Here is an 18,627-nt window from a genome sequence, read left to right on the forward strand (position 1 = left end):
CGCTTGCCAAGGGGCGCTGCACATTTGGATCAATAAGTTGTCAGTTTCGGTCATTGAGTGACGGGGGCGCGACTCTTAGTCTGTCCAACATGACTGACGGGGGCCGAAGAGCTCCTGCATTTTTTCCGTGATCGCTCGATGTGGAGTTACAAATGGCCGCCGCTCATTACCCGCACCTGTTGGCCCCGCTGGACCTGGGTTTCACCACGCTGCGCAACCGCACCCTGATGGGTTCGATGCACACCGGTCTTGAGGAAAAGCCTGGTGGTTTCGAACGCATGGCGGCGTACTTCGCCGAGCGTGCTCGCGGCGGTGTCGGCCTGATGGTCACCGGCGGCATTGGTCCGAACGATGAGGGCGGGGTGTATTCCGGCGCGGCCAAACTGACCACCGAGGAAGAAGCGCTCAAGCACCAGATCGTGACCCGTGCAGTGCACGAGGCGGGCGGCAAGATCTGCATGCAGATCCTCCACGCCGGTCGTTATGCCTACAGCCCGAAACAGGTCGCGCCGAGTGCCATTCAGGCGCCGATCAACCCGTTCAAGCCTAAAGAGCTGGACGAGGAAGGTATCGAGAAGCAGATCAGCGATTTCGTCACGTGCTCGACCCTGGCGCAAAAAGCCGAGTACGACGGCGTCGAGATCATGGGTTCGGAAGGTTATTTCATTAACCAGTTCCTCGCCGCCCACACCAACCACCGCACCGACCGTTGGGGGGGCAGCTACGAAAACCGTATGCGCCTGCCGGTGGAAATCGTCCGCCGTGTACGCGAAGCGGTCGGCCCGAACTTCATCATCATCTTCCGCCTGTCGATGCTCGACCTGGTGGAAGGCGGCAGCAGCTGGGAAGAGATCGTGACCCTGGCCAAAGCCATCGAACAGGCCGGCGCGACCATCATCAACACCGGCATCGGCTGGCACGAAGCGCGGATTCCGACCATCGCCACCAAAGTGCCGCGTGCGGCGTTCAGCAAAGTCACGGCCAGGCTGCGTGGTTCGGTGAGCATTCCGTTGATCACCACCAACCGCATCAATACGCCAGAAGTGGCCGAGCAGATTCTGGCCGAAGGCGATGCCGACATGGTGTCCATGGCGCGGCCGTTCCTCGCCGACCCGGACTTCGTCAACAAGGCGGCCGCTGGCCGTGGCGACGAAATCAACACCTGCATCGGTTGCAACCAGGCATGCCTGGATCACACATTCGGCGGCAAGTTGACCAGCTGCCTGGTGAACCCCCGTGCTTGCCATGAAACCGAGCTCAACTACCTGCCGGTGCAGCAGATCAAGAAAATCGCCGTGGTGGGTGCCGGTCCTGCGGGCCTGTCCGCGGCCACGGTGGCGGCCGAGCGTGGGCACTCGGTGACGCTGTTTGATTCGGCCAGCGAGATTGGCGGTCAGTTCAACATTGCCAAGCGTGTGCCGGGCAAGGAAGAGTTCTTCGAAACCCTGCGCTATTTCAACCGCAAACTGCAAACTACCAACGTCGAGGTGTGCCTGAACACCCGTGTCGACGTGGCGAAACTGGTTGAGGGCGGTTACGACGAAATCATCCTGGCCACCGGCATCGCCCCAAGAACCCCGGCGATTCCCGGCGTTGAAAACGCCAAGGTGCTGAGCTACCTGGACGTGATTCTCGAGCGTAAACCGGTGGGCAAGCGTGTCGCGGTAATTGGCGCAGGCGGTATCGGTTTCGACGTGTCGGAATTCCTGGTTCACCAAGGCGTGGCCACCAGCCAGGACCGCGATGCGTTCTGGAAGGAGTGGGGCATCGACACGCATCTTGAAGCGCGCGGCGGTGTTGCCGGCATCAAGGCTGAACCCCATGCGCCGGCTCGCGAGGTGTTCCTGCTGCAACGCAAGAAATCCAAAGTCGGCGACGGCCTGGGCAAAACCACGGGCTGGATTCATCGCACCGGTCTGAAGAACAAGCAGGTGCAGATGCTCAACAGCGTCGAATACTTGAAGATTGATGATGAAGGCCTGCACATCCGCATCGGCGAAACCGGTGAGCCGCAGGTGCTGCCGGTGGACAACATCGTGATCTGCGCCGGGCAGGATCCGCTGCGTGAATTGCAGGAGGGTCTGGTGGCTGCCGGGCAGAACGTGCATTTGATTGGTGGCGCGGACGTGGCGGCGGAGTTGGATGCCAAGCGCGCGATCAATCAGGGTTCGCGGTTGGCTGCTGAGTTGTAAGCAACTCAATCCCTGTGGCGAGGGAGCTTGCTCCCGTTGGAGTCCGAAGGACTCCCTCTATCAGCGATCGTGGTGTGTCAGGTTAATCACTGTCGCCAGTTTTGCGGCCGCTGCGCAGCCGAGCGGGAGCAAGCTCCCTCGCCACACATTGGCTGCTAAGATGCCGACTCTTCACCCAGAGCCGGCATTGATGCTTCTCCCTCCCAACGACTGGCTACCCCAAGCCCCGCTCCAGCCCCTTGACCTCGACTGGCTCACCACGGCCAGCATCGAAGTCGCCATCTTGCGTCTCGACCGGATCGACCCACTGATCAGCGGCAACAAGTGGTTCAAACTCATCGAACACCTCAACGCCGCTGACCGGATCGGCGCCCAAGGCATCATCAGCCTCGGCGGTGCCCACTCCAATCATCTGCATGCACTGGCAGCTGCCGGCAAACGTTTCGATTTCAAAACGGTCGGCCTGCTGCGCGGTCATCCGCTGGAAACACCGACGGTGAAAGACTTGCAAGCGTTCGGCATGCAGTTGCACTGGTTGGGTTATGGCGGTTATCGAGCGCGGCATGAAGCGGGCTTCTGGCTGCCCTGGCAGGTGCAATATCCCGACCTGTATCCGGTGCCTGAAGGGGGCGGCGGTCTTCGGGGGGCGCGGGGTTGCAGGCAGTTGATGGCGATGGTCCTCGATCAACTCGGCGACCTGGGCTGGAGCGATTACGACGGTTGGTGGCTGGCTTGCGGAACCGGCACGACGCTGGCCGGCCTGATGCTGGCGGAGGCGGGCGAACACCCGGTGTATGGCGCGCTCGCGGTGCCCGACGATCATGGTGTGGCACAGCAGGTTGAATCGATTGTCCGAGAGGCGGGTAGTCATGACGTGGCTTACGAACTGTTCGATGCCAGCCGTGGTGGCTTTGCCAAAGTCGACCCGCTGCTGCTCAGTTTCATCGACCAGGCCGAACAGGCTTCGGGAGTTCCCCTCGAACCGCTGTACACCGGCAAGGCGCTGCTGATGCTCAAGCAGCAAGTCGAGGCTGGAACATTTGAAAAGGGCACACGGCTGATCTTCGTCCACACGGGCGGATTGCAGGGCTGCCGGGGGGGCAGCTTGAAAACCTGAAACCCCCTCGCCACAGGGATCAGTGTTTTTCACCCGCGCTTGGGCATCATCCGCAGCAGCGTGTTATCGCGCACCACATAGTGGTGATAAATCCCCGCCGCCGCGTGCAGGCCGATCAGCCAATAGCCGATGGTGCCGCCGAGTTCATGCCATTCCTCGATTTGCTTGGCCAGCGTCTTGTCCTCCGGGATCAGCAGCGGTAGGTCAACGCCATAAAACATCACCTGATGCCCCTTGGCGCTGGTCACCAGCCAACCGAGTATCGGCATCGCGATCATGAAAATGTACAGCGCCCAGTGCATCAGTCTGGCCAGCACGGTCTGCCAGCGGGGCGAGGCCGGGAAGATCTGTGGTGCCGGGCCCAGGCTGCGCGCGAACAACCGCAGCCAAACCAATACGAACACCGTCAAGCCGAGCATGAAGTGCGATTCGGTGATCAGCGTCCGGCCACCGCTGCCTTTGGGAAAGATCCCGCGAAATTCGATACAGGCGTAAACCAGCGCCAGCAGGACCAGCATCAACCAATGCAGCGTGATCGATACAGTGCTGTAGCGTGATTCGGAGTTCTTCCAGGGCATACGGTGTTCCTCACAGGTCTGGTCAAAAAGCCCACCGTTCTTGTTCGACGGTGTTTTTTAACTGTAAACCGCTTTGGTCGATTTGCCTGTGGCTGTTTGGGCATTCAATGCTCTGGCTCAAGTGATCGCCCAAAAAAAGCGCCAGTTCCGAAACGGAGCTGGCGCTTTTTTATGAATCAGTAAACGTTATCAACTGCTTTGTGGCATCTCACCCTTGGCCAGACGCTTATTGATGTCGGCGATCACTTGCGGCAAGTCGGTGATGGTGTCGATCATGTAGTGCGGCCGCGAACCTTCGAACATCGCGTGGATGCGTTTGCGTTCACTGTCGAGTTGCTCGCTGCCCAAGGCGCGGAAACCTTTGTAATCCAGCCCCAGCGCGTTACCGGAGCAGATCAGCGCCACGGTCCACATGCCGGCGCGACGTCCTTCGAGAATACCCGGCACGGTGTCATCGATCTTCACGCAGGCCGCGACGTCGTCGATGCCCAGCGCAATCACGTTGGCCAAGGCCTGTGCCGGCCATGGACGGCCGTTAGGCACTTCGTCGGTGGCGACCACGTGATCGGCCACGTAACCGTTGGTGGCGGCCAGTTCGACCACCTTGTCCATGACCTGTTTCGGGTAGCCGGAGCAGGAGCCGATCTTGATCCCTTGCTGACGCAGGTTGGCGATGGTGTCGAGTGCACCCGGAATCAGCGCCGAGTGCTCGGCGATTTTCTCGATTTGCAGCGGCATGAAACGCTTGTAGATGGCGGTGACATCATCGTCGGTCGGGGTGCGGCCGAACACGGTGCGATAACGCTCGGCAACTTCCGGCTGATCACACAGGGTGCGAATGTGGTCCCACTTGCCCATGCCCATGGGCCCGCGGGCTTCTTCGATGGAGACTTGGACGTCGAACTCGGCGAAGGCTTCGACAAAAATCTGCGTCGGCGCGAACGAGCCGAAGTCGACCACGGTGCCGGCCCAGTCGAGGATGGCGGCCTGGAGTTTGGTTGGGTTGTTGTAGTTCATGTGTTGTGTCCCTTGTAGGAGCGAGGCTTGCCCGCGAAGAACGATAATTCGGTGTGTTCGAAGAACCGCGTCGTCTGCATTCGCGGGCAAGCCTCGCTCCTACAGGATCAGCGGTGCCTGCTCATTCAGATTTCGAGGACTTCCATCTCGCGCAGTACTTCGGCGACCGCCGCTACCGCTGCGTGCATCTCGGCTTGGTTGACGTGTCCGATGCAGCCGACGCGGAAGGTTTCGACCTGGGTCAATTTGCCGGGGTAGAGGATGAAACCCTTGGCCTTGACGCGTTCGTAGAACTCCTTGAACTGATAGCGCGGGTCTTTCGGCGCGTGGAACGTGACAATGATCGGGGCCTGGATCGCGGCGGGCAGGAAGCTGCGCAAGCCGAGTTTGGCCATGTCATCGAGCAGCACCTGGCAGTTGTTGGCATAGCGCTGATGCCGCGCCGGCAAACCACCTTCTTCGTTGTATTGCAGCAAGGCTTCGTGCAGCGCGGCGACCACATGGGTGGGCGGCGTAAAGCGCCATTGGCCGGTCTTGGCCATGTAGGTGTGCTGGTCGAACAAATCCATCGCCAGCGAGTGCGAATTGCCAGCCGCGTTGGCCAGTGCGTCTTTGCGGGCAAAGACGAAACCCATGCCCGGCACGCCTTCCAGGCATTTGCCCGAGGCGGCGATCAGCGCGTCGAACGGCACCTGTTGCGCATCGATTGGCAGCGCGCCAAAGGAGCTCATGGCGTCGATGATCAGGCGTTTGCCGTGTTGCGCAATGACGTGGGCAATCTCCGGCAGCGGATTGAGGATGCCGGTGCTGGTTTCGCAGTGAATCAGCGCAACGTGGGTAATGCTGGCATCGGCGTGCAGCAGACGGTCGACGTCGGCGGCGGTGGTCGGTTCGTCTTCGGCGGTTTCGAAGGTGCTGAAGGAGCGCCCGAGCACTTCGCAGATTTTCGCCAGGCGTTTGCCGTAGGCGCCGTTGATCAGCACCAGCACTTTGCCGTCGCGAGGCACCAGCGTGCCGATGGCCGCTTCGACCGCGAACGTACCGCTGCCTTGCAAGGGCACGCAGTGGTGGCTGTCGCCGCCGTTGATGATTGCCAGTAATTGCTCGCACAGGCTGGCGGTCAGTTGATTGAAGCGGTCATCCCATGAACCCCAGTCGACCATCATCGCCTGACGGGTGCGGGCCGACGTGGTCAGTGGGCCGGGGGTGAGCAGGATTGGCTCGGCAGTGCTCATTCTTGTGTCCTCGCAAAAGCTCTCTGTGGGATGAAGCTACGGGGCATAAATTGCAATTTCGGGTGCTATCAATCAAATTGTTTATTGTTATGCCAGCCATCAGTGAGAGTTATTCATGAACCTGTTCCAGCTTCGAGCCTTCGACGCCGTGGCCCGCGAAGGCAGCTTCACCCGTGCGGCCGAGCGGCTGTTCATCAGCCAACCGGCGGTCACCGGGCACATCAAGGCGTTGGAGGAGCATTATCAAATCACCTTGCTGCGCCGCACCGCGCGACGCGTGGAGCTGACGGAGGAGGGCACCAAGCTGGCGGCGATCACCCGGGCGATGTTTGGCCTGGCCGAAGAAGCGCAAGTGCTGCTGGAAGCGAATCGACAGTTGCTGACCGGGCGCCTGGAAGTCGCAGCGGACGGGCCGCACATGGTGATGCCGATGCTCGCCAGTCTGCGCGCGCGATACCCCGGAATTACCGTGAATCTGCGCTTGGGCAATGCTCAGGAAACCCTGGCAGCGTTGTTGTCCGAGCATGCCGACGTGGCGGTGTTGACTGAAGTCGAGCCGCGCAAAGGCCTGCATCTGCAAGCGTTGAGCGAATCACGGATTTGCGCGCTGGTGCCTGACAGTCATCCCTGGGCCAAGGCGTCCAAGGGCGTGAAGCTCAAGGAGCTGGATCAGGTGATCATGGTGTTGCGTGAGCCGAGTTCGATTACCCGGCGGACATTCGATGAAGCTTGCGCGTCGGCATCGGTCAACCCGAGGGTGTTGCTGGAGCTGGACAGTCGCGAGGCGGTGACCGAGGCCGTGGCCGCCGAGTTGGGGGTTGGCGTGGTGTCTTCGGTTGAGGTCAGTCATGACCCGCGGGTGGCGGCAGTGCCGATTTTGGGTGAAGGGCTGGTTAACCGGCACATGATCGGGTGCATGGAACGGCGGCGGGATTTGCGTTTGATTCGGGCGTTTTTTGAGTTGGCGCCTATCCGATAAACCGAGGCGCGGCCTTCGCGGGCAAGCCTCGCTCCCACAGGTTATGCGTCGTATACAAGATCTGTGGCCAGCATAAACCCCTGTGGGAGCGAGGCTTGCCCGCGAAGAGGCCAGACCTGCCTACACCAGACTCTCGCGCACCATCTCCAGAAACGTCGCCACCACCCGCCGCGAACTCTGCTCGCGCAAGCACACCAGCGTTTCGGTCAGGCGCCGTGTGCAATCGGTAATCGGCAACGCACACACCCGCGAATCCGCGCCAAACTCGGCGGCGGACACCACGCCCACCCCGATCCCCACGACCACCGCCTCACGCGCCGCTTCCCGGCCTTCAACCTGGATCGCCGGGCGGATGGAAAACCCGGCCTGGGCCATTTCCTCTTCCAGTGTCTGACGCGTCACCGAACCGATTTCCCGCAGCACCAGGGGCGTGTCGTGTAAATCCGCCAGGCAAATCGATTCGCGATTCGCCCACGGATGATTGTGTGAAACGAAGGCCACCATCGGGTCATTGCGCAGCGGCAGCGAGATCAGCCGCTCGTCACTCACATCCCGGCCGAGCAACGCCAGGTCGGCCTGATAGTTGAACAGGCGAAACAGCGACTCGTCGGTGTTGCCGGTTTCGATTTTTACGCTGATGCCGGGGTAGCGTTCACAGAAACGCGCAATCTGCGGCAGTACGTGCACCGGCGCATCCACCGCGAGAATCAGGCTGCCGGTCTGCAAGGCCCGGGAGTCATGCAAGAGCTCCTGCGCCTCGTCCTCGATGACGAACAGGCGCTGGGTAATGCTCAACAAGCGCTCGCCCAGATCCGTCAGGCGCACCGAGCGTTTGTTGCGGTGAAACAGCAACACCCCGAAGCGCTCTTCGAGCTTGCGCACTTGGTCGGAAATCGCCGGTTGCGTAAGAAAAAGCCGCTCGGCGGCTTTGGTAAAGCTTCCGTGGATGGCCACGGCGTGGAAGGCTTTGAGTTGGGCGTGGGAAACCGACATCGAAACCTCCAGTAACAAGCCGAGCCTATATTGGAAATACGATAAATCGATTTCACTTATTAATCAGTAATTGTTTTTATCGAACTGAGCCCCGGTGATTGGTCAGTCGAACAGCGTCGGTGGCCATGAGCCTGCGCGTGCAGTTACAGGCCTCATCTGACCGGTATCGCCTCAGGGAAGCAGCGGTATCGAAGTGCTCAACAATAAAAAAACAGGCGTTATTTCTCAATTTCTGCCGGCACACTCACACCCTGAGGTCAGAAATCACAATGAACAACTCCATCGGCACCATCAAGCGGTGGCGCGTGCAGATCTTCGCGATCACCTGGCTCGCCTACGCCGCTTTCTACTTCACCCGCAAAGCCTTTTCCGTGGCCAAACTGGGGATCGCCGAAGACCCCACCTTCATGCTCGACAAAATGGCCATGGCCAACCTCGACGCCCTCTACCTGACCGCCTACGCCTTCGGTCAATTCACTTGGGGCATCCTCGCCGACCGCTTTGGCCCTCGGGTCGTGGTGCTTGGCGGATTGCTCATTTCCGCGGCGGCCGCCCTGGTGATGGGCAGTTTCGCGACGTTACCGATCTTTGCCACCTGCATGCTGATTCAAGGCCTGGCGCAGTCCACCGGATGGTCGGGGCTGTGCAAGAACATGGGCAGTTTTTTCCCTGCCCGGCAGCGCGGAAGGGTGCTGGGGCTGTGGAGTTCCTGCTACGCCTTTGGAGGTCTGGTGGCCTCGCCGTTTGCCGGCTGGTGGGCGTATACGCTCATCGGCAGCTGGCACGCGGCGTTCATTTCCAGTGCGGCGGTGGTTGGGCTGGTCGCCGTGCTGTTTTTTATTTTCCAACGCAATAAACCGCAAGACGTCGGCTTGCCCGCAGTGGAGCCGGAACTGACAACGAAAGAGGACTGCGCGCAAAGCAAGACCAGCGTGCTTGAACCGTTAAAGGAAATCCTGCGCAACCGCACGGTGCTGGTATTGGGCCTGGCGTATTTCCTGTTGAAACCGGCGCGCTACGCGATTCTGCTCTGGGGGCCGGTGATCGTCTTCGAGCAGATGCCCTCGGTGGGCAAAGTGGGCGCGGCAATCATTCCTACCGCGTTTGAACTGGCCGGGCTGCTGGGGCCGATCCTGCTCGGGCTGGCCTCGGACAAACTGTTCGGCGCCCGGCGCATGCCGGCCTGCGTGATCAGTCTGTTGGCATTGACCGTTTCCCTGGCGCTGTTCATGGGCGCTCTGCACACCGGCAGCGTGTTGTGGGTGGTGGCGCTGCTGTTTGTCATGGGCCTGACCTTGTACGGGCCGGATTCGATGATCAGCGGGGCGGCAGCGATTGATTTCGGCACCGCCAAGGCGGGCGCCACGGCCGCCGGGTTCGTCAACGGTTGCGGCTCGGTCGGGGCGATTCTCGGCGGATTGCTGCCGGGTTACTTCGACTCGGTCACCGTGTTCATCGTCTTCGCCGGCTGCGCATTGTTTTCCGCCCTGGTGCTGATCCCCCACTGGAACAGCCGTCCGGCTGGCCTGCGCGTCGAAAGCGCTTCCGTGCCTAACCAGGCGATGACCGTAAAACCCCTGCGTACCTGAGGAAAAACCGATGAGACCTTTCTGGCTGGAACAGGCGCTGGAGGCTTGGTCCTGCGTGCCGTAAAAACATACAGGAACCTGCAGGAGCGAAGCTTGCTCGCGAAAGCGCTGTGGATGTGCGCCTGACCAGGTTCGCGGCGGCTGGCAAGGCTGACAAGGGCTGATCAGTCCCGACGGTTGACCAGCCAATCGAGCAACAGAAGGCCATCGCTGCGTGGCTGGCGAGTGGGTCGAGGCGCTGGCGGGTTGCTGGCCGCCGCACACAACACAGGACGATCCGGGTCGCTGTCGAGAAAACTGATGAGCACGTCAGTGCCGGCGAGCGGCAGCCTGGACGGGTCGATCCGACCGTCCGGTGCGGCGAGGGCCACGGGTAGCCAGAGGCCGGTAGATTCCTTGTCGTCGGCTTGCGCGGTGGGCCACAACCGGACCTCAATCCGCCCTTGAGCATCCAGCACCGCGGGTTGCCCGACAGCGCCCAGCACTCGCGCCTTCTGATAGCCCGGAATGCTCGGTCTGGCCTGTGTGAGCGCTGGCCGGAACACCGTGGACCACGGAATCGCGCTGAACTGATTGCTGTAACGCCGGAGCTTGTCGGCGGTGTCCTCGGCGAGAATCGACGGCTGTCGGCCCTGATGCCGGATCTCGGTCAGCAGCCATTGGTCGTTGAAGTTCGCGATGGGATGTTCCGACACTTGCACGATGCATCCGCCGCGCAAATCACTGTGATTGCTCTGCCCCTGAATCTGCCGATGCCGGCAGCGCAGCCGTTCCAGTGATCGACGGCTCGATTGCTCGCGCTGGAGCTGTTGCGGTGCAGGCGAGGCATGGCGCTGGAACAACTCAGTGATCACCGGCACGCTGGCGGGGTCGGCCGTCTCGCCGTGAAAGGGCATCAGCAGCGGTTCCTGGGGAAAGCTCAGGCTGTCATCCGCCAACACCAGCACATGGCCGTCGTGCTGATGTTCGAAGTGATAGTGGATGCCTTCTTCTTCGCAGAGACGTTGCAGGAACGCCAGGTCGGTCTCATCAAACTGAATGCAGAACGGTCGCACCGCATAGCGTCCGTTGGGCAGTTCAAAACGGAAGCTGTCTTCGGCGATCGCGTTTTCGCTGAGCAACTGACGCAGGATGGCGGGCGCGTCGAGTTGATGAAAAACCCGACGGCAAGGGTGTCGGTCCAGTTGCTGCAACCAAGGCACCAGCACCAGATGGTAGCCGATTCGGTGCGGGCCACGGTGCTCGCGACTGGCGCTGTGCAAGATGCCGTGAATGCCGCTGTCACCCCTCAGGCTCAGGAACGCCGGTTGCTGCAGCAACTGCTCGAGGTTCATGGCGGGTGCCAGGCCGATTACTTCGATCTCGAAACGATAGGGCTGGTTGAGACTTTCTCGGCCACTGAACTGCAACACCTGCAGAGTCAATCCACTGTCCAGGAGGGTCAGGGTGTAGGGACTTTCCTTGTCGTTGTGCATCGAACGCGCTTCTGCCATGGAATATGGGCGCAGAGGGTACGAAACCACGGACCTTTATGGTCACCGCAAGTGAACATTTCAGAATCGCCCTACAACCGCCGGTGAAGAAGTCGATTGGTCATGCCGGTGAGCCGGGTGGATTTTTTGGTCGATTGCCAACTTTAGGCCGTATAAACTTGCGCAAAGCGTCGGCCAATAGATGTCTCGGCGCCACAGATAAGAGAGTGAGTAATGGGCGCACAGTGGAAGGTTAAACACAAAGAAGCGGCATCTAACGCCAAGGGCAAGATCTTCGGCAAATTGGTGAAAGAAATCACTATTGCTGCCCGCAACGGTGCCGATACCGCCACCAACGCACACCTGCGTCTGGTGGTCGAGCAGGCGAAAAAAGCCTCGATGCCCAAGGAAACCCTGGATCGTGCGATCAAGAAAGGCGCGGGTCTGTTGGGCGAAACCGTGCAATACCATCGTGTGACGTATGAAGGTTTCGCTCCGCATCAGGTGCCGCTGATCGTTGAATGCGTCACCGACAACATCAACCGCACCGTCGCGGAAATCCGCGTGGCTTTCCGCAAGGGCCAGTTGGGCGCTTCCGGTTCGGTATCGTGGGACTTCAACCATGTGGGCATGATCGAAGCGTCTCCGGACAGCCCTGACGCCGATCCGGAAATGGCTGCGATTGAAGCCGGAGCCCAGGATTTCGAGCCAGGAGACGAAGAGGGCACGACCCTGTTCCTGACCGACCCTGCGGACCTGGACGCCGTTCAGAAAGCGCTGCCTGAGCAAGGTTTTACCGTGTTGTCGGCCAAATTGGGGTATCAGCCAAAAAACCCGGTAAGCGGTTTGAGCGATGAGCAGATGGCTGAAGTCGAGGCGTTCCTGGAAGGCCTCGATAACCATGATGATGTGCAGGATATGTTTGTGGGTTTGGCGGGTTAAGCCGAACCGGTTGTAATTCTATTTGTGGCGTGGGAGCTTGCTCCCGCTCGGGTGCGCAGCAGCCGTCGTTTTTGGGACGGCTGCGCCGTCCAGCGGGAGCAAGCTCCCTCGCCACAGGTTTTGTACTTGCCTTTAGCTCAGTTGAACGCGGCTAACGCCTGTCCTATCTCACTGAACCCCGGCCGCGCCAGCACCTGCGGCTGGCAGCAGCGCTGCTGCAACGCCTCCAGCTGCAAACGCCTTTCATCACTCAACCCCGAGTCGATCCGCTCCAGCGATTCCCCCAGCAACACCCCGAATGCCCGCACTTCGATCCGTTGCAGCGCACGGCTTTCAAGGCTGTCGCACGTCGCATGGAAAGACGCCGCGCCAAAGTCCCCCAACAGGCAATTACCGTGCTCGTTGCACAAAATATTGTGGCCATAGAGATCGCCATGAGTGATGCCCTGGTGATGCAGATGCTCGGCCACCGAGGCGATTGCGCGGGCCATGCGCAGTGCTACGTGCGCACTGAAACGGGTGCCATCGGCATAGACGTCACGGGTACAGGACGCCAGGCTCGGCAGCCCGGCCAGGTTGCGATAACTCGGATCAATCAGTTGCATCACCAGCCCGGCCTGCTCCTCGGGATGCCCGACGATTCGGCCTTCGACCCGGATCAGATTGGGGTGAAGACCGGCGGTAATGCAGGCGTTCATTTCGTGCAGCGGTGAACCGTCGCTGGTCATTTCGCCTTTGTAGAGTTTGACCGCAACCTGGGTGGCCGGTTGACCCGGTTGCTCCCACGCCGCCCGATGAATAACTCCCGAAGCACCTTCGCCCAACTGTTGCTCCAGGCGCAGCTCGGACCACGCAATACTCGCCGTGGCATCGAGGGCTGCGGCATCGGCTTCGGTTTCCAGCGGGTTACCGGCATAGGCCAGCCAGGTCAGGCTTGGCAGGGTCAGCAGCCACTCGGGCAGCTCAGTCAGTTGATTGGCGGCGATGCGGATCAGTTCGAGTCGATGGCATTGGCTCAGGCTTTCGGGCAGGCGCTGCAAGCGATTGCCGGCGAGCATGAGTTTTTGCAGGTGTGGGCGCTGACCCAACTCGGCGGGCAATTCACTGAGGCGGTTATCGGTCAGGATCAGCCAACGCAGCAATGGCGGCAGCGCAGCGGCGGGCACCGTCTCGATGGCATTGGCCTTGAAGCCGATCATCGTCAATGCGGTGCATTGGCCGAGGCACGAGGGCAGTTCGGTGAACAGGTTGTCCGAGCAAAACAGCACACGTAAGCGGGTCAGGCGGTGCAGATCATCTGGCAGCCGGCTCAAGGCGTTGCCGCTGAGGTTGAGCACTTCCAGCGAGTCCGCCAGGTCGAAGATTTCTCGCGGAAATTCAGTCAGGCCGCAGGCCAGGTCCAGGCGGGTGATACCTGTCAGTTGACCGGCGCGCAGTTGGGCAAGGGTATCCATGGGCGGGTTCGCTATTGATCGAGGGGAGGGCGCGGGGGCTTGGAAATGGGCGACATGATAGCGGCAAAGGTGTGCAGCCGGTGCTGCAATACACAATTTACGGCGGCCCGACTTCCACCAACCGTGTGCAACAAACCTTCCGAGGGATAATGGGCGCTCGCCCCTCAGCAGAATGCCCCGTTGGGCTGCTTCGCAGTCCAACGGGGTGATGCGGCGTTCCGACAAGCTAACTCGCCGCAGGGGTGTGGTGTTCGGCAGATTCTGTTGGGTCAGTCACTACCGCTCGATACTGCGATTCCACCGTGCATTCCACGCCGGGCGCTGCTCATTGACCTGGTCCCAGTCAACGGCAATCGCGGTGGTCAGATACTGTTTCATCGCCTCGACCTGACCCCGGGTTTTGTCGGTGGTCGGCGTATTCGGGTTGGACGGGATCTGGTCGCCATCCTCCAGCGCCGTGGCCTGGGCTTGCGGCGTCAGCAAAAACGCCGCGAGTTTCTGCGCCAGTTCCGGCTGCGTGTTGTTGGCGATGGCGCACTCGGCCACGTTGAGCACCACGGCGCCTTCCTTGGGCTGCGCGTATTCCACCGGCATGCCTTTGAGTTTCAGCGCAGTGACTTGGGTCGGGGTCAGCGGGAACAGTGCGGCTTCGTCGGTCTGGAGCATTTCGGAAATCTTCGCCGAGCTCGGAATGTATTCCAGTACGTTGCGGCCGACGGTGTTCGGCCAGGCCTTGAAGCCCGGCTCGACGTCGGTTTCGCTGCCGCCCTGAATCCGGTTGAACATCAGGAAGCCATGCAGGCCGAAGGTCGAGGAGGCCATCGACTGGAACACCAGCTTGTCCTTGAAGCGCGGGTCGGCCATGTCCATCCACGAGGTCGGCGCCGCCCAGCCTTTTTCCTTGAACAGACGCGTGTTGTACGCCAGCCCGGTCACGCCGAGGCTGACCGCCACCGCTTGATCCTTGATGCGACCCTTGGCCGGAATCTGCGCCAGCGGTGCGCTGTCTTCGAGTTTGTCGCACAAGCCCATGGCGATGGCGCGGTACATGATGCCGTCGTCGAGAAACATCACGTGCATCTGCGGGTTGCCTTTGCTGGCCTGGACCTTGGCCAGGATATCGGCGGAAGTCCCAGGTACGATCACCACTTTGACGTTGTTGGCTTTCTCGAACACCGGCAGCACCTTGTCGGCGTAGAGCCGCTCCATGGTCCCGCCGTTCATGCCGAGATAAAGCGTGGGTTCGGCCTGTGCCTGGGTGACCGTGAGCAGGGCAGTCAGACAGGAGAAACCGAGCAGTGCAGTGCGTTTGACGTTATTCATTGGCGCGACCTTCCTCTATCAAGCAACGGAGATGGAGTGAAACCGGGTGATGGAAAACGCATCCAGTGGCGTCTTGGAGGCGCCACTGCAGATGATCTCGGTGAGCGCCTGGCCCACCGCAGGACCGATCTGGAAACCCGCACCGGCAAAGCCGAAGGCGTGCAACAGACCGGGTTGAGTGCTGCTATGACCGATCACCGGTTGGCGATCAGGCAAGTAGCCTTCGGTACCGCTCCAGGTGCGAATCGCCTGGGCGCCTTGAAGAAACGGGTAGAGTTCGACGGCCTGGCGCAGGATCTCGATCACGGCGTGTTGGCCGGGGCGTGCGCGAGCGTCATCGAGGGCAAAACCCTGGCCGCCACCGAGCACGCAATTGCCACGTGCCACCTGACGCGCATAGATGCCGCCACCCTCGACGCCGGTGCTGGCATTCATCACCCATGGCAACGGCTCGGTGACCAGCATCGCCGGGTGGCCGGCGTGCATCGGCACCGCTTCGCCGAATTGTTCAGCCAGGCGTCCGGCCCAGGCCCCGGCGCAGTTCAGCAGCCAGGGCGCGTGCAATTCGAGGCCGGTTTGCGTGCGGACGCGAAAGCGCTGACCGTCGTGTTCTACCGCTGTGACGGCGCATTGTTCATGGACTTGCGCGCCGTGCCGACGGGCCGTTTGAGCAAAGGCGGGGGACACCAGGCGCGGGTTGGCGTGGCCGTCGTCCGGGCAAAACGATGCGCCGGCCGCGACGTCGCCGACCCACGGAAACCGCGCGCGCAATTCATGGCGGTCGAGCAGCTGCAAATCAAGGCCGAAGCCCTGGCTGCTGACGGCATAGTGCTGCAAGGCGTGCAGATCGTTGAGGCTGCGGGCCAGTTTCAAATGACCGCTGCGTTGATATTCGCCGTCGATGCCGATCAGTTGCGGCAACTGTCCCCAGAGCTCGTGAGCCCGTTGCGACAGCGGCAATTGCGACAGTGGGCGCCCCTGACGCCGAACACCGCCGTAATTCACGCCGCTGGAATGCGAGCCGCAAAAGTCGCGCTCCAGCAGTGCAACGCGCCGGCCGGCCTTGCTCAGGAACAGCGCGGCCGAGGCCCCGACAATGCCGCCGCCAATGATCACTGCATCGACTTCGATCATGCCTTGACCTCCAGGCCAAACGGCAGTGGTTTGATCGGCGCCTGCGCCCGCAAGCGACCGATGTCCGAGACCGGGCGCCGGCTTTCGCAGGCGATGATTTCCGCCGCTGCGGCGCCGCACATGCGCCCCTGACAACGGCCCATGCCAATGCGGCAATGCGCCTTGACCCGATTGATTTCCCAGTGACCTTCGCGCACCACCTGGCGGATGTCGCCGGCCAGCACTTCTTCGCAACGGCAGACGATCACCTCATCGGCGGTTTCGCTGGCCCAGTGCTCGGGGAAGGCGAAGGCGCGCTCCAGTCCGTTGCGGAATTCGCCGATGCGCTGCAGGGCGCGTTCAAGGTGGTCGGGATGTTTTGGCGGAATCAGGTAACCGATGTCTTCGAGCAACGCCAGCGCCGCCCGTTCGCCCGCCATTTCAGCGGCGTCGGCGCCCATGATGCCGGCGCCATCACCGGCCAGATAAACCTCGGCGACACTGCTGCGACCGGCGGGGTCACGTTGCGGTAGCCAGGCGCGGTTGAGTGGGTTCCAGGCGAATTCACAGCCGAGCAAATCGGCGAGTTGGGTTTCACTGCGCAGGCCGTGGGCGAAAGCAACCGCGTCGCAATCGAGCAGATGTTCGCCTTTGGCGTTGGACCAATCCACTGATTGCACGCGCTGTTCGCCATTGATGCGTTTGAGGGTTGCGCCCTGATGCACCGGGATGCCGTGGGCGGTCAGCCAGCTGCGGTAATAAATGCCTTTGGCGAGTGTGGCCGGTTGCGACAGCAGGCCGGGCAGGGCGCGGGCCTGAGCGCTGAAGGGTGAGCTGTCGAGCACCGCGAGCACTTTCGCACCGGCCTTGGCGTATTGATACGCCACCAGGTACAGCAATGGGCCGCTGCCAGCGAACACCACCCGCTCACCGATGGCGCAGCCCTGAAACTTGAGCGCGATCTGCGCTGCGCCAAGGCTGTAGACACCCGGTAGCGTCCAGCCTGACACCGGCAGAATCCGGTCGGTGGCCCCCGTGGCGACAATCACTCGGGAGAATTCCAGTCGTGAGGCTCGGCCCTCATGCACCGTGTCCAGCGCACCGTCTTCGGCGTTCCACACCAGCGTCTCGGGGCGGTAGTCGAGTTGCCCGCGTAGCGTGTCGATCGTTTGATGCAAGGCACTGGCCTTGCGCGCTTCAAAGCCGTACAGCTTGACCGCCGAGCGTTTGAAATTCTCCGGCTGACGTCGATAAATCTGCCCGCCACCGCGCGCCGCTTCGTCCAGCAGCACCGGACGAACACCATGCGCCACCAACGTCTGCGCCGCACGAATCCCTGCCGGGCCTGCGCCAATGATGACCACAGCCTTCATACCCACCTCATCCATGAGCACTGCAAATCCCCTGTGGGAGCGAGCCTGCTCGCGATGGTGGCGGCACATTCAACAGATGTGTTGGCAGACAAACCGCTTTCGCGAGCAGGCTCGCTCCCAAAGGGGATTCCGGTTCTGCGGGTAGTCAATGTATTCATAGGGTGCGTCCCGGTTCGCGGCTTATTTGTTGGCCAGCTTCGAGCAGCGTCGAGCAGGCCCGCACGCGGCGGCCGTCGCCCAGGCGGACCCAGCAGTCCTGACAGGCGCCCATCAGGCAGAAACCGGCGCGGGGTTCGGCGCTGAAGTCGCTGCCGCGCAGGTGTTCGCTGCAAGTCAGCACTGCGGTCAGCAAGGTATCGCCGAGCAGGCCGCTGGCCGGTTCGCCGTCCAGGGTAAATTCCACAGCCGGGCGATCGCCTTCGGCCAGTCGTTTCAGCAGAGCCATGGCGCCCTCATTGTTTACCCACCAGAACCCGATCCAGGCCGTACACCCGATCGAGCAGAATCATGGTCAGCGCGGTCAGGCCGATCACCAATGCCGACACCGCCGCCATCATCGGGTCGATGGACTCGGTGGCGTAGACGTACATGCGCACCGGCAGGGTTTGCGTGGCCGGCGAGGTGACGAAGATCGACAGCGTGACCTCGTCAAAACTGTTGATGAACGCCAGCAGCCAGCCCCCGGCAACCCCCGGCAGAATCATCGGCAAGGTGATTTCCCGGAACAGCGTGAAGCGTCCGGCACCCAGCGACTGCGCGGCGTGTTCGGCGCTGCGGTCCAGGCCAATGGCCGACGCCAACACCAGGCGCAGCACATACGGCGTGATCACCAGCACATGAGCGAAGATCAGCCAGGCGAAACTGCCGTTGACGCCCATCAGCGCAAACAGACGCAACAACGCCACGCCCAATACCAGGTGCGGAATGATGATCGGTGACAGAAACAGGCCGTTGAGAAAGTCCCGTCCTGGGAACTCGAAACGCGTGATCGCCAGCGCCGCCGGCACCGCAATCAGCGTGGCAATACTGGCCGCGCAGAACGCCAGGATCAGACTGTTGTAGAACGCATCGATAAAGTCGGCACGCTCGAACACCGCACGAAACCATCGCAATGAAAACTCGGTGGTCGGCAGGCTCAGGGTGTTTTCCGGGGTGAAGGCCACGAGGCACACCACCACCAGCGGCGCGAGCATGAACAGCACCACCAGGGCATGGAACAGCAGGGCGAAAGGACCGTTCTTGGACATGAC

At 61.5% G+C, this 18,627-nt stretch carries 16 protein-coding genes; 5 read left to right on the plus strand and 11 right to left on the minus strand.

Going from position 1 to position 18,627, the window contains the following annotated elements:
• The first annotated feature begins 152 nt into the window (after positions 1 to 152).
• Together RHP74_RS10190 and RHP74_RS10195 are read left to right on the plus strand one after the other, a co-directional pair.
• Entirely contained in the window at positions 153 to 2,192 is a 2,040-nt protein-coding gene (locus RHP74_RS10190) for an NADPH-dependent 2,4-dienoyl-CoA reductase (protein ID WP_311099217.1), read from the plus strand.
• Between the two features lie 190 nt (positions 2,193 to 2,382).
• The gene (locus tag RHP74_RS10195) at positions 2,383 to 3,309 is read left to right on the plus strand and encodes a pyridoxal-phosphate dependent enzyme (protein ID WP_311099218.1); all 927 of its coding nucleotides are present in this window, start codon (positions 2,383 to 2,385) and stop codon (positions 3,307 to 3,309) included.
• Between the two features lie 29 nt (positions 3,310 to 3,338).
• Here RHP74_RS10195 and RHP74_RS10200 read toward each other — a convergent pair whose 3' ends face one another.
• From RHP74_RS10200 to RHP74_RS10210, 3 genes are all read right to left on the minus strand, one after another.
• Entirely contained in the window at positions 3,339 to 3,887 is a 549-nt protein-coding gene (locus RHP74_RS10200) for a cytochrome b (protein ID WP_083377193.1), read from the minus strand.
• 189 nt (positions 3,888 to 4,076) lie between these two features.
• Positions 4,077 to 4,904, minus strand: coding sequence for a phosphonoacetaldehyde hydrolase (phnX, locus tag RHP74_RS10205; RefSeq protein ID WP_145309552.1), 828 nt, complete (start codon positions 4,902 to 4,904; stop codon positions 4,077 to 4,079).
• Positions 4,905 to 5,029: 125 nt separating this feature from the next.
• On the minus strand, positions 5,030 to 6,139 hold the full coding sequence (locus RHP74_RS10210) for a 2-aminoethylphosphonate--pyruvate transaminase (RefSeq protein ID WP_077749746.1): 1,110 nt from the start codon (positions 6,137 to 6,139) through the stop codon (positions 5,030 to 5,032).
• Between the two features lie 115 nt (positions 6,140 to 6,254).
• Here RHP74_RS10210 and RHP74_RS10215 point away from each other — a divergent pair, with 115 nt between their 5' ends.
• Entirely contained in the window at positions 6,255 to 7,118 is an 864-nt protein-coding gene (locus tag RHP74_RS10215; RefSeq protein WP_010458735.1) for a LysR substrate-binding domain-containing protein, read from the plus strand.
• 120 nt (positions 7,119 to 7,238) lie between these two features.
• Here RHP74_RS10215 and RHP74_RS10220 read toward each other — a convergent pair whose 3' ends face one another.
• A complete protein-coding gene (locus RHP74_RS10220) occupies positions 7,239 to 8,111 on the minus strand; it encodes a LysR family transcriptional regulator (protein ID WP_311099222.1) in 873 nt (290 codons plus the stop codon).
• A 269-nt stretch (positions 8,112 to 8,380) separates the two neighbouring features.
• Between RHP74_RS10220 and RHP74_RS10225 the strand changes: the two genes are divergently transcribed.
• Positions 8,381 to 9,700, plus strand: a complete 1,320-nt coding sequence (locus RHP74_RS10225) for an MFS transporter (protein ID WP_311099224.1) — start codon at positions 8,381 to 8,383, stop codon at positions 9,698 to 9,700.
• Positions 9,701 to 9,864: 164 nt separating this feature from the next.
• Here RHP74_RS10225 and RHP74_RS10230 read toward each other — a convergent pair whose 3' ends face one another.
• Entirely contained in the window at positions 9,865 to 11,175 is a 1,311-nt protein-coding gene (locus tag RHP74_RS10230; protein WP_172790586.1) for a type VI secretion system Vgr family protein, read from the minus strand.
• Positions 11,176 to 11,406: 231 nt separating this feature from the next.
• Between RHP74_RS10230 and RHP74_RS10235 the strand changes: the two genes are divergently transcribed.
• Entirely contained in the window at positions 11,407 to 12,114 is a 708-nt protein-coding gene (locus RHP74_RS10235) for a YebC/PmpR family DNA-binding transcriptional regulator (RefSeq protein WP_010458744.1), read from the plus strand.
• A gap of 137 nt (positions 12,115 to 12,251) precedes the next feature.
• On the opposite strand, the gene RHP74_RS10240 is transcribed toward RHP74_RS10235, so the two are convergent.
• The 6 genes from RHP74_RS10240 to RHP74_RS10265 form a co-directional block, all read right to left on the minus strand.
• The gene (locus RHP74_RS10240; RefSeq protein WP_311099227.1) at positions 12,252 to 13,568 is read right to left on the minus strand and encodes a leucine-rich repeat-containing protein kinase family protein; all 1,317 of its coding nucleotides are present in this window, start codon (positions 13,566 to 13,568) and stop codon (positions 12,252 to 12,254) included.
• 276 nt (positions 13,569 to 13,844) lie between these two features.
• Entirely contained in the window at positions 13,845 to 14,891 is a 1,047-nt protein-coding gene (locus RHP74_RS10245; protein ID WP_077749751.1) for an ABC transporter substrate-binding protein, read from the minus strand.
• Positions 14,892 to 14,909: 18 nt separating this feature from the next.
• A complete protein-coding gene (locus RHP74_RS10250; protein ID WP_311099230.1) occupies positions 14,910 to 16,025 on the minus strand; it encodes an FAD-dependent oxidoreductase in 1,116 nt (371 codons plus the stop codon).
• Positions 16,022 to 17,377 (minus strand): FAD-dependent oxidoreductase, encoded by a 1,356-nt coding sequence (locus RHP74_RS10255; RefSeq protein ID WP_311099231.1) that lies wholly within the window; start codon positions 17,375 to 17,377, stop codon positions 16,022 to 16,024. The genes RHP74_RS10250 and RHP74_RS10255 overlap by 4 nt, the downstream gene beginning before the upstream one ends.
• Positions 17,378 to 17,531: 154 nt before the next feature.
• A complete protein-coding gene (locus RHP74_RS10260; RefSeq protein ID WP_010458754.1) occupies positions 17,532 to 17,822 on the minus strand; it encodes a (2Fe-2S)-binding protein in 291 nt (96 codons plus the stop codon).
• 7 nt (positions 17,823 to 17,829) lie between these two features.
• Entirely contained in the window at positions 17,830 to 18,624 is a 795-nt protein-coding gene (locus tag RHP74_RS10265; RefSeq protein WP_010458756.1) for an ABC transporter permease, read from the minus strand.
• Positions 18,625 to 18,627 lie beyond the last annotated feature (3 nt).

The organism is Pseudomonas sp. SG20052, assembly GCF_031766055.1.
GTDB lineage: Bacteria > Pseudomonadota > Gammaproteobacteria > Pseudomonadales > Pseudomonadaceae > Aquipseudomonas > Aquipseudomonas mandelii.

Bases quoted from the DNA above. Each gene is read 5' to 3' on its own strand.
- RHP74_RS10190 (WP_311099217.1), top strand. From the start codon at position 153: ATGGCCGCCGCTCATTACCCGCACCTGTTGGCCCCGCTGGACCTGGGT.
- RHP74_RS10195 (WP_311099218.1), top strand. From the start codon at position 2,383: ATGCTTCTCCCTCCCAACGACTGGCTACCCCAAGCCCCGCTCCAGCCC.
- RHP74_RS10200 (WP_083377193.1), bottom strand. From the start codon at position 3,887: ATGCCCTGGAAGAACTCCGAATCACGCTACAGCACTGTATCGATCACG.
- phnX (WP_145309552.1), bottom strand. From the start codon at position 4,904: ATGAACTACAACAACCCAACCAAACTCCAGGCCGCCATCCTCGACTGG.
- RHP74_RS10210 (WP_077749746.1), bottom strand. From the start codon at position 6,139: ATGAGCACTGCCGAGCCAATCCTGCTCACCCCCGGCCCACTGACCACG.
- RHP74_RS10215 (WP_010458735.1), top strand. From the start codon at position 6,255: ATGAACCTGTTCCAGCTTCGAGCCTTCGACGCCGTGGCCCGCGAAGGC.
- RHP74_RS10220 (WP_311099222.1), bottom strand. From the start codon at position 8,111: ATGTCGGTTTCCCACGCCCAACTCAAAGCCTTCCACGCCGTGGCCATC.
- RHP74_RS10225 (WP_311099224.1), top strand. From the start codon at position 8,381: ATGAACAACTCCATCGGCACCATCAAGCGGTGGCGCGTGCAGATCTTC.
- RHP74_RS10230 (WP_172790586.1), bottom strand. From the start codon at position 11,175: ATGCACAACGACAAGGAAAGTCCCTACACCCTGACCCTCCTGGACAGT.
- RHP74_RS10235 (WP_010458744.1), top strand. From the start codon at position 11,407: ATGGGCGCACAGTGGAAGGTTAAACACAAAGAAGCGGCATCTAACGCC.
- RHP74_RS10240 (WP_311099227.1), bottom strand. From the start codon at position 13,568: ATGGATACCCTTGCCCAACTGCGCGCCGGTCAACTGACAGGTATCACC.
- RHP74_RS10245 (WP_077749751.1), bottom strand. From the start codon at position 14,891: ATGAATAACGTCAAACGCACTGCACTGCTCGGTTTCTCCTGTCTGACT.
- RHP74_RS10250 (WP_311099230.1), bottom strand. From the start codon at position 16,025: ATGATCGAAGTCGATGCAGTGATCATTGGCGGCGGCATTGTCGGGGCC.
- RHP74_RS10255 (WP_311099231.1), bottom strand. From the start codon at position 17,377: ATGAAGGCTGTGGTCATCATTGGCGCAGGCCCGGCAGGGATTCGTGCG.
- RHP74_RS10260 (WP_010458754.1), bottom strand. From the start codon at position 17,822: ATGGCTCTGCTGAAACGACTGGCCGAAGGCGATCGCCCGGCTGTGGAA.
- RHP74_RS10265 (WP_010458756.1), bottom strand. From the start codon at position 18,624: ATGTCCAAGAACGGTCCTTTCGCCCTGCTGTTCCATGCCCTGGTGGTG.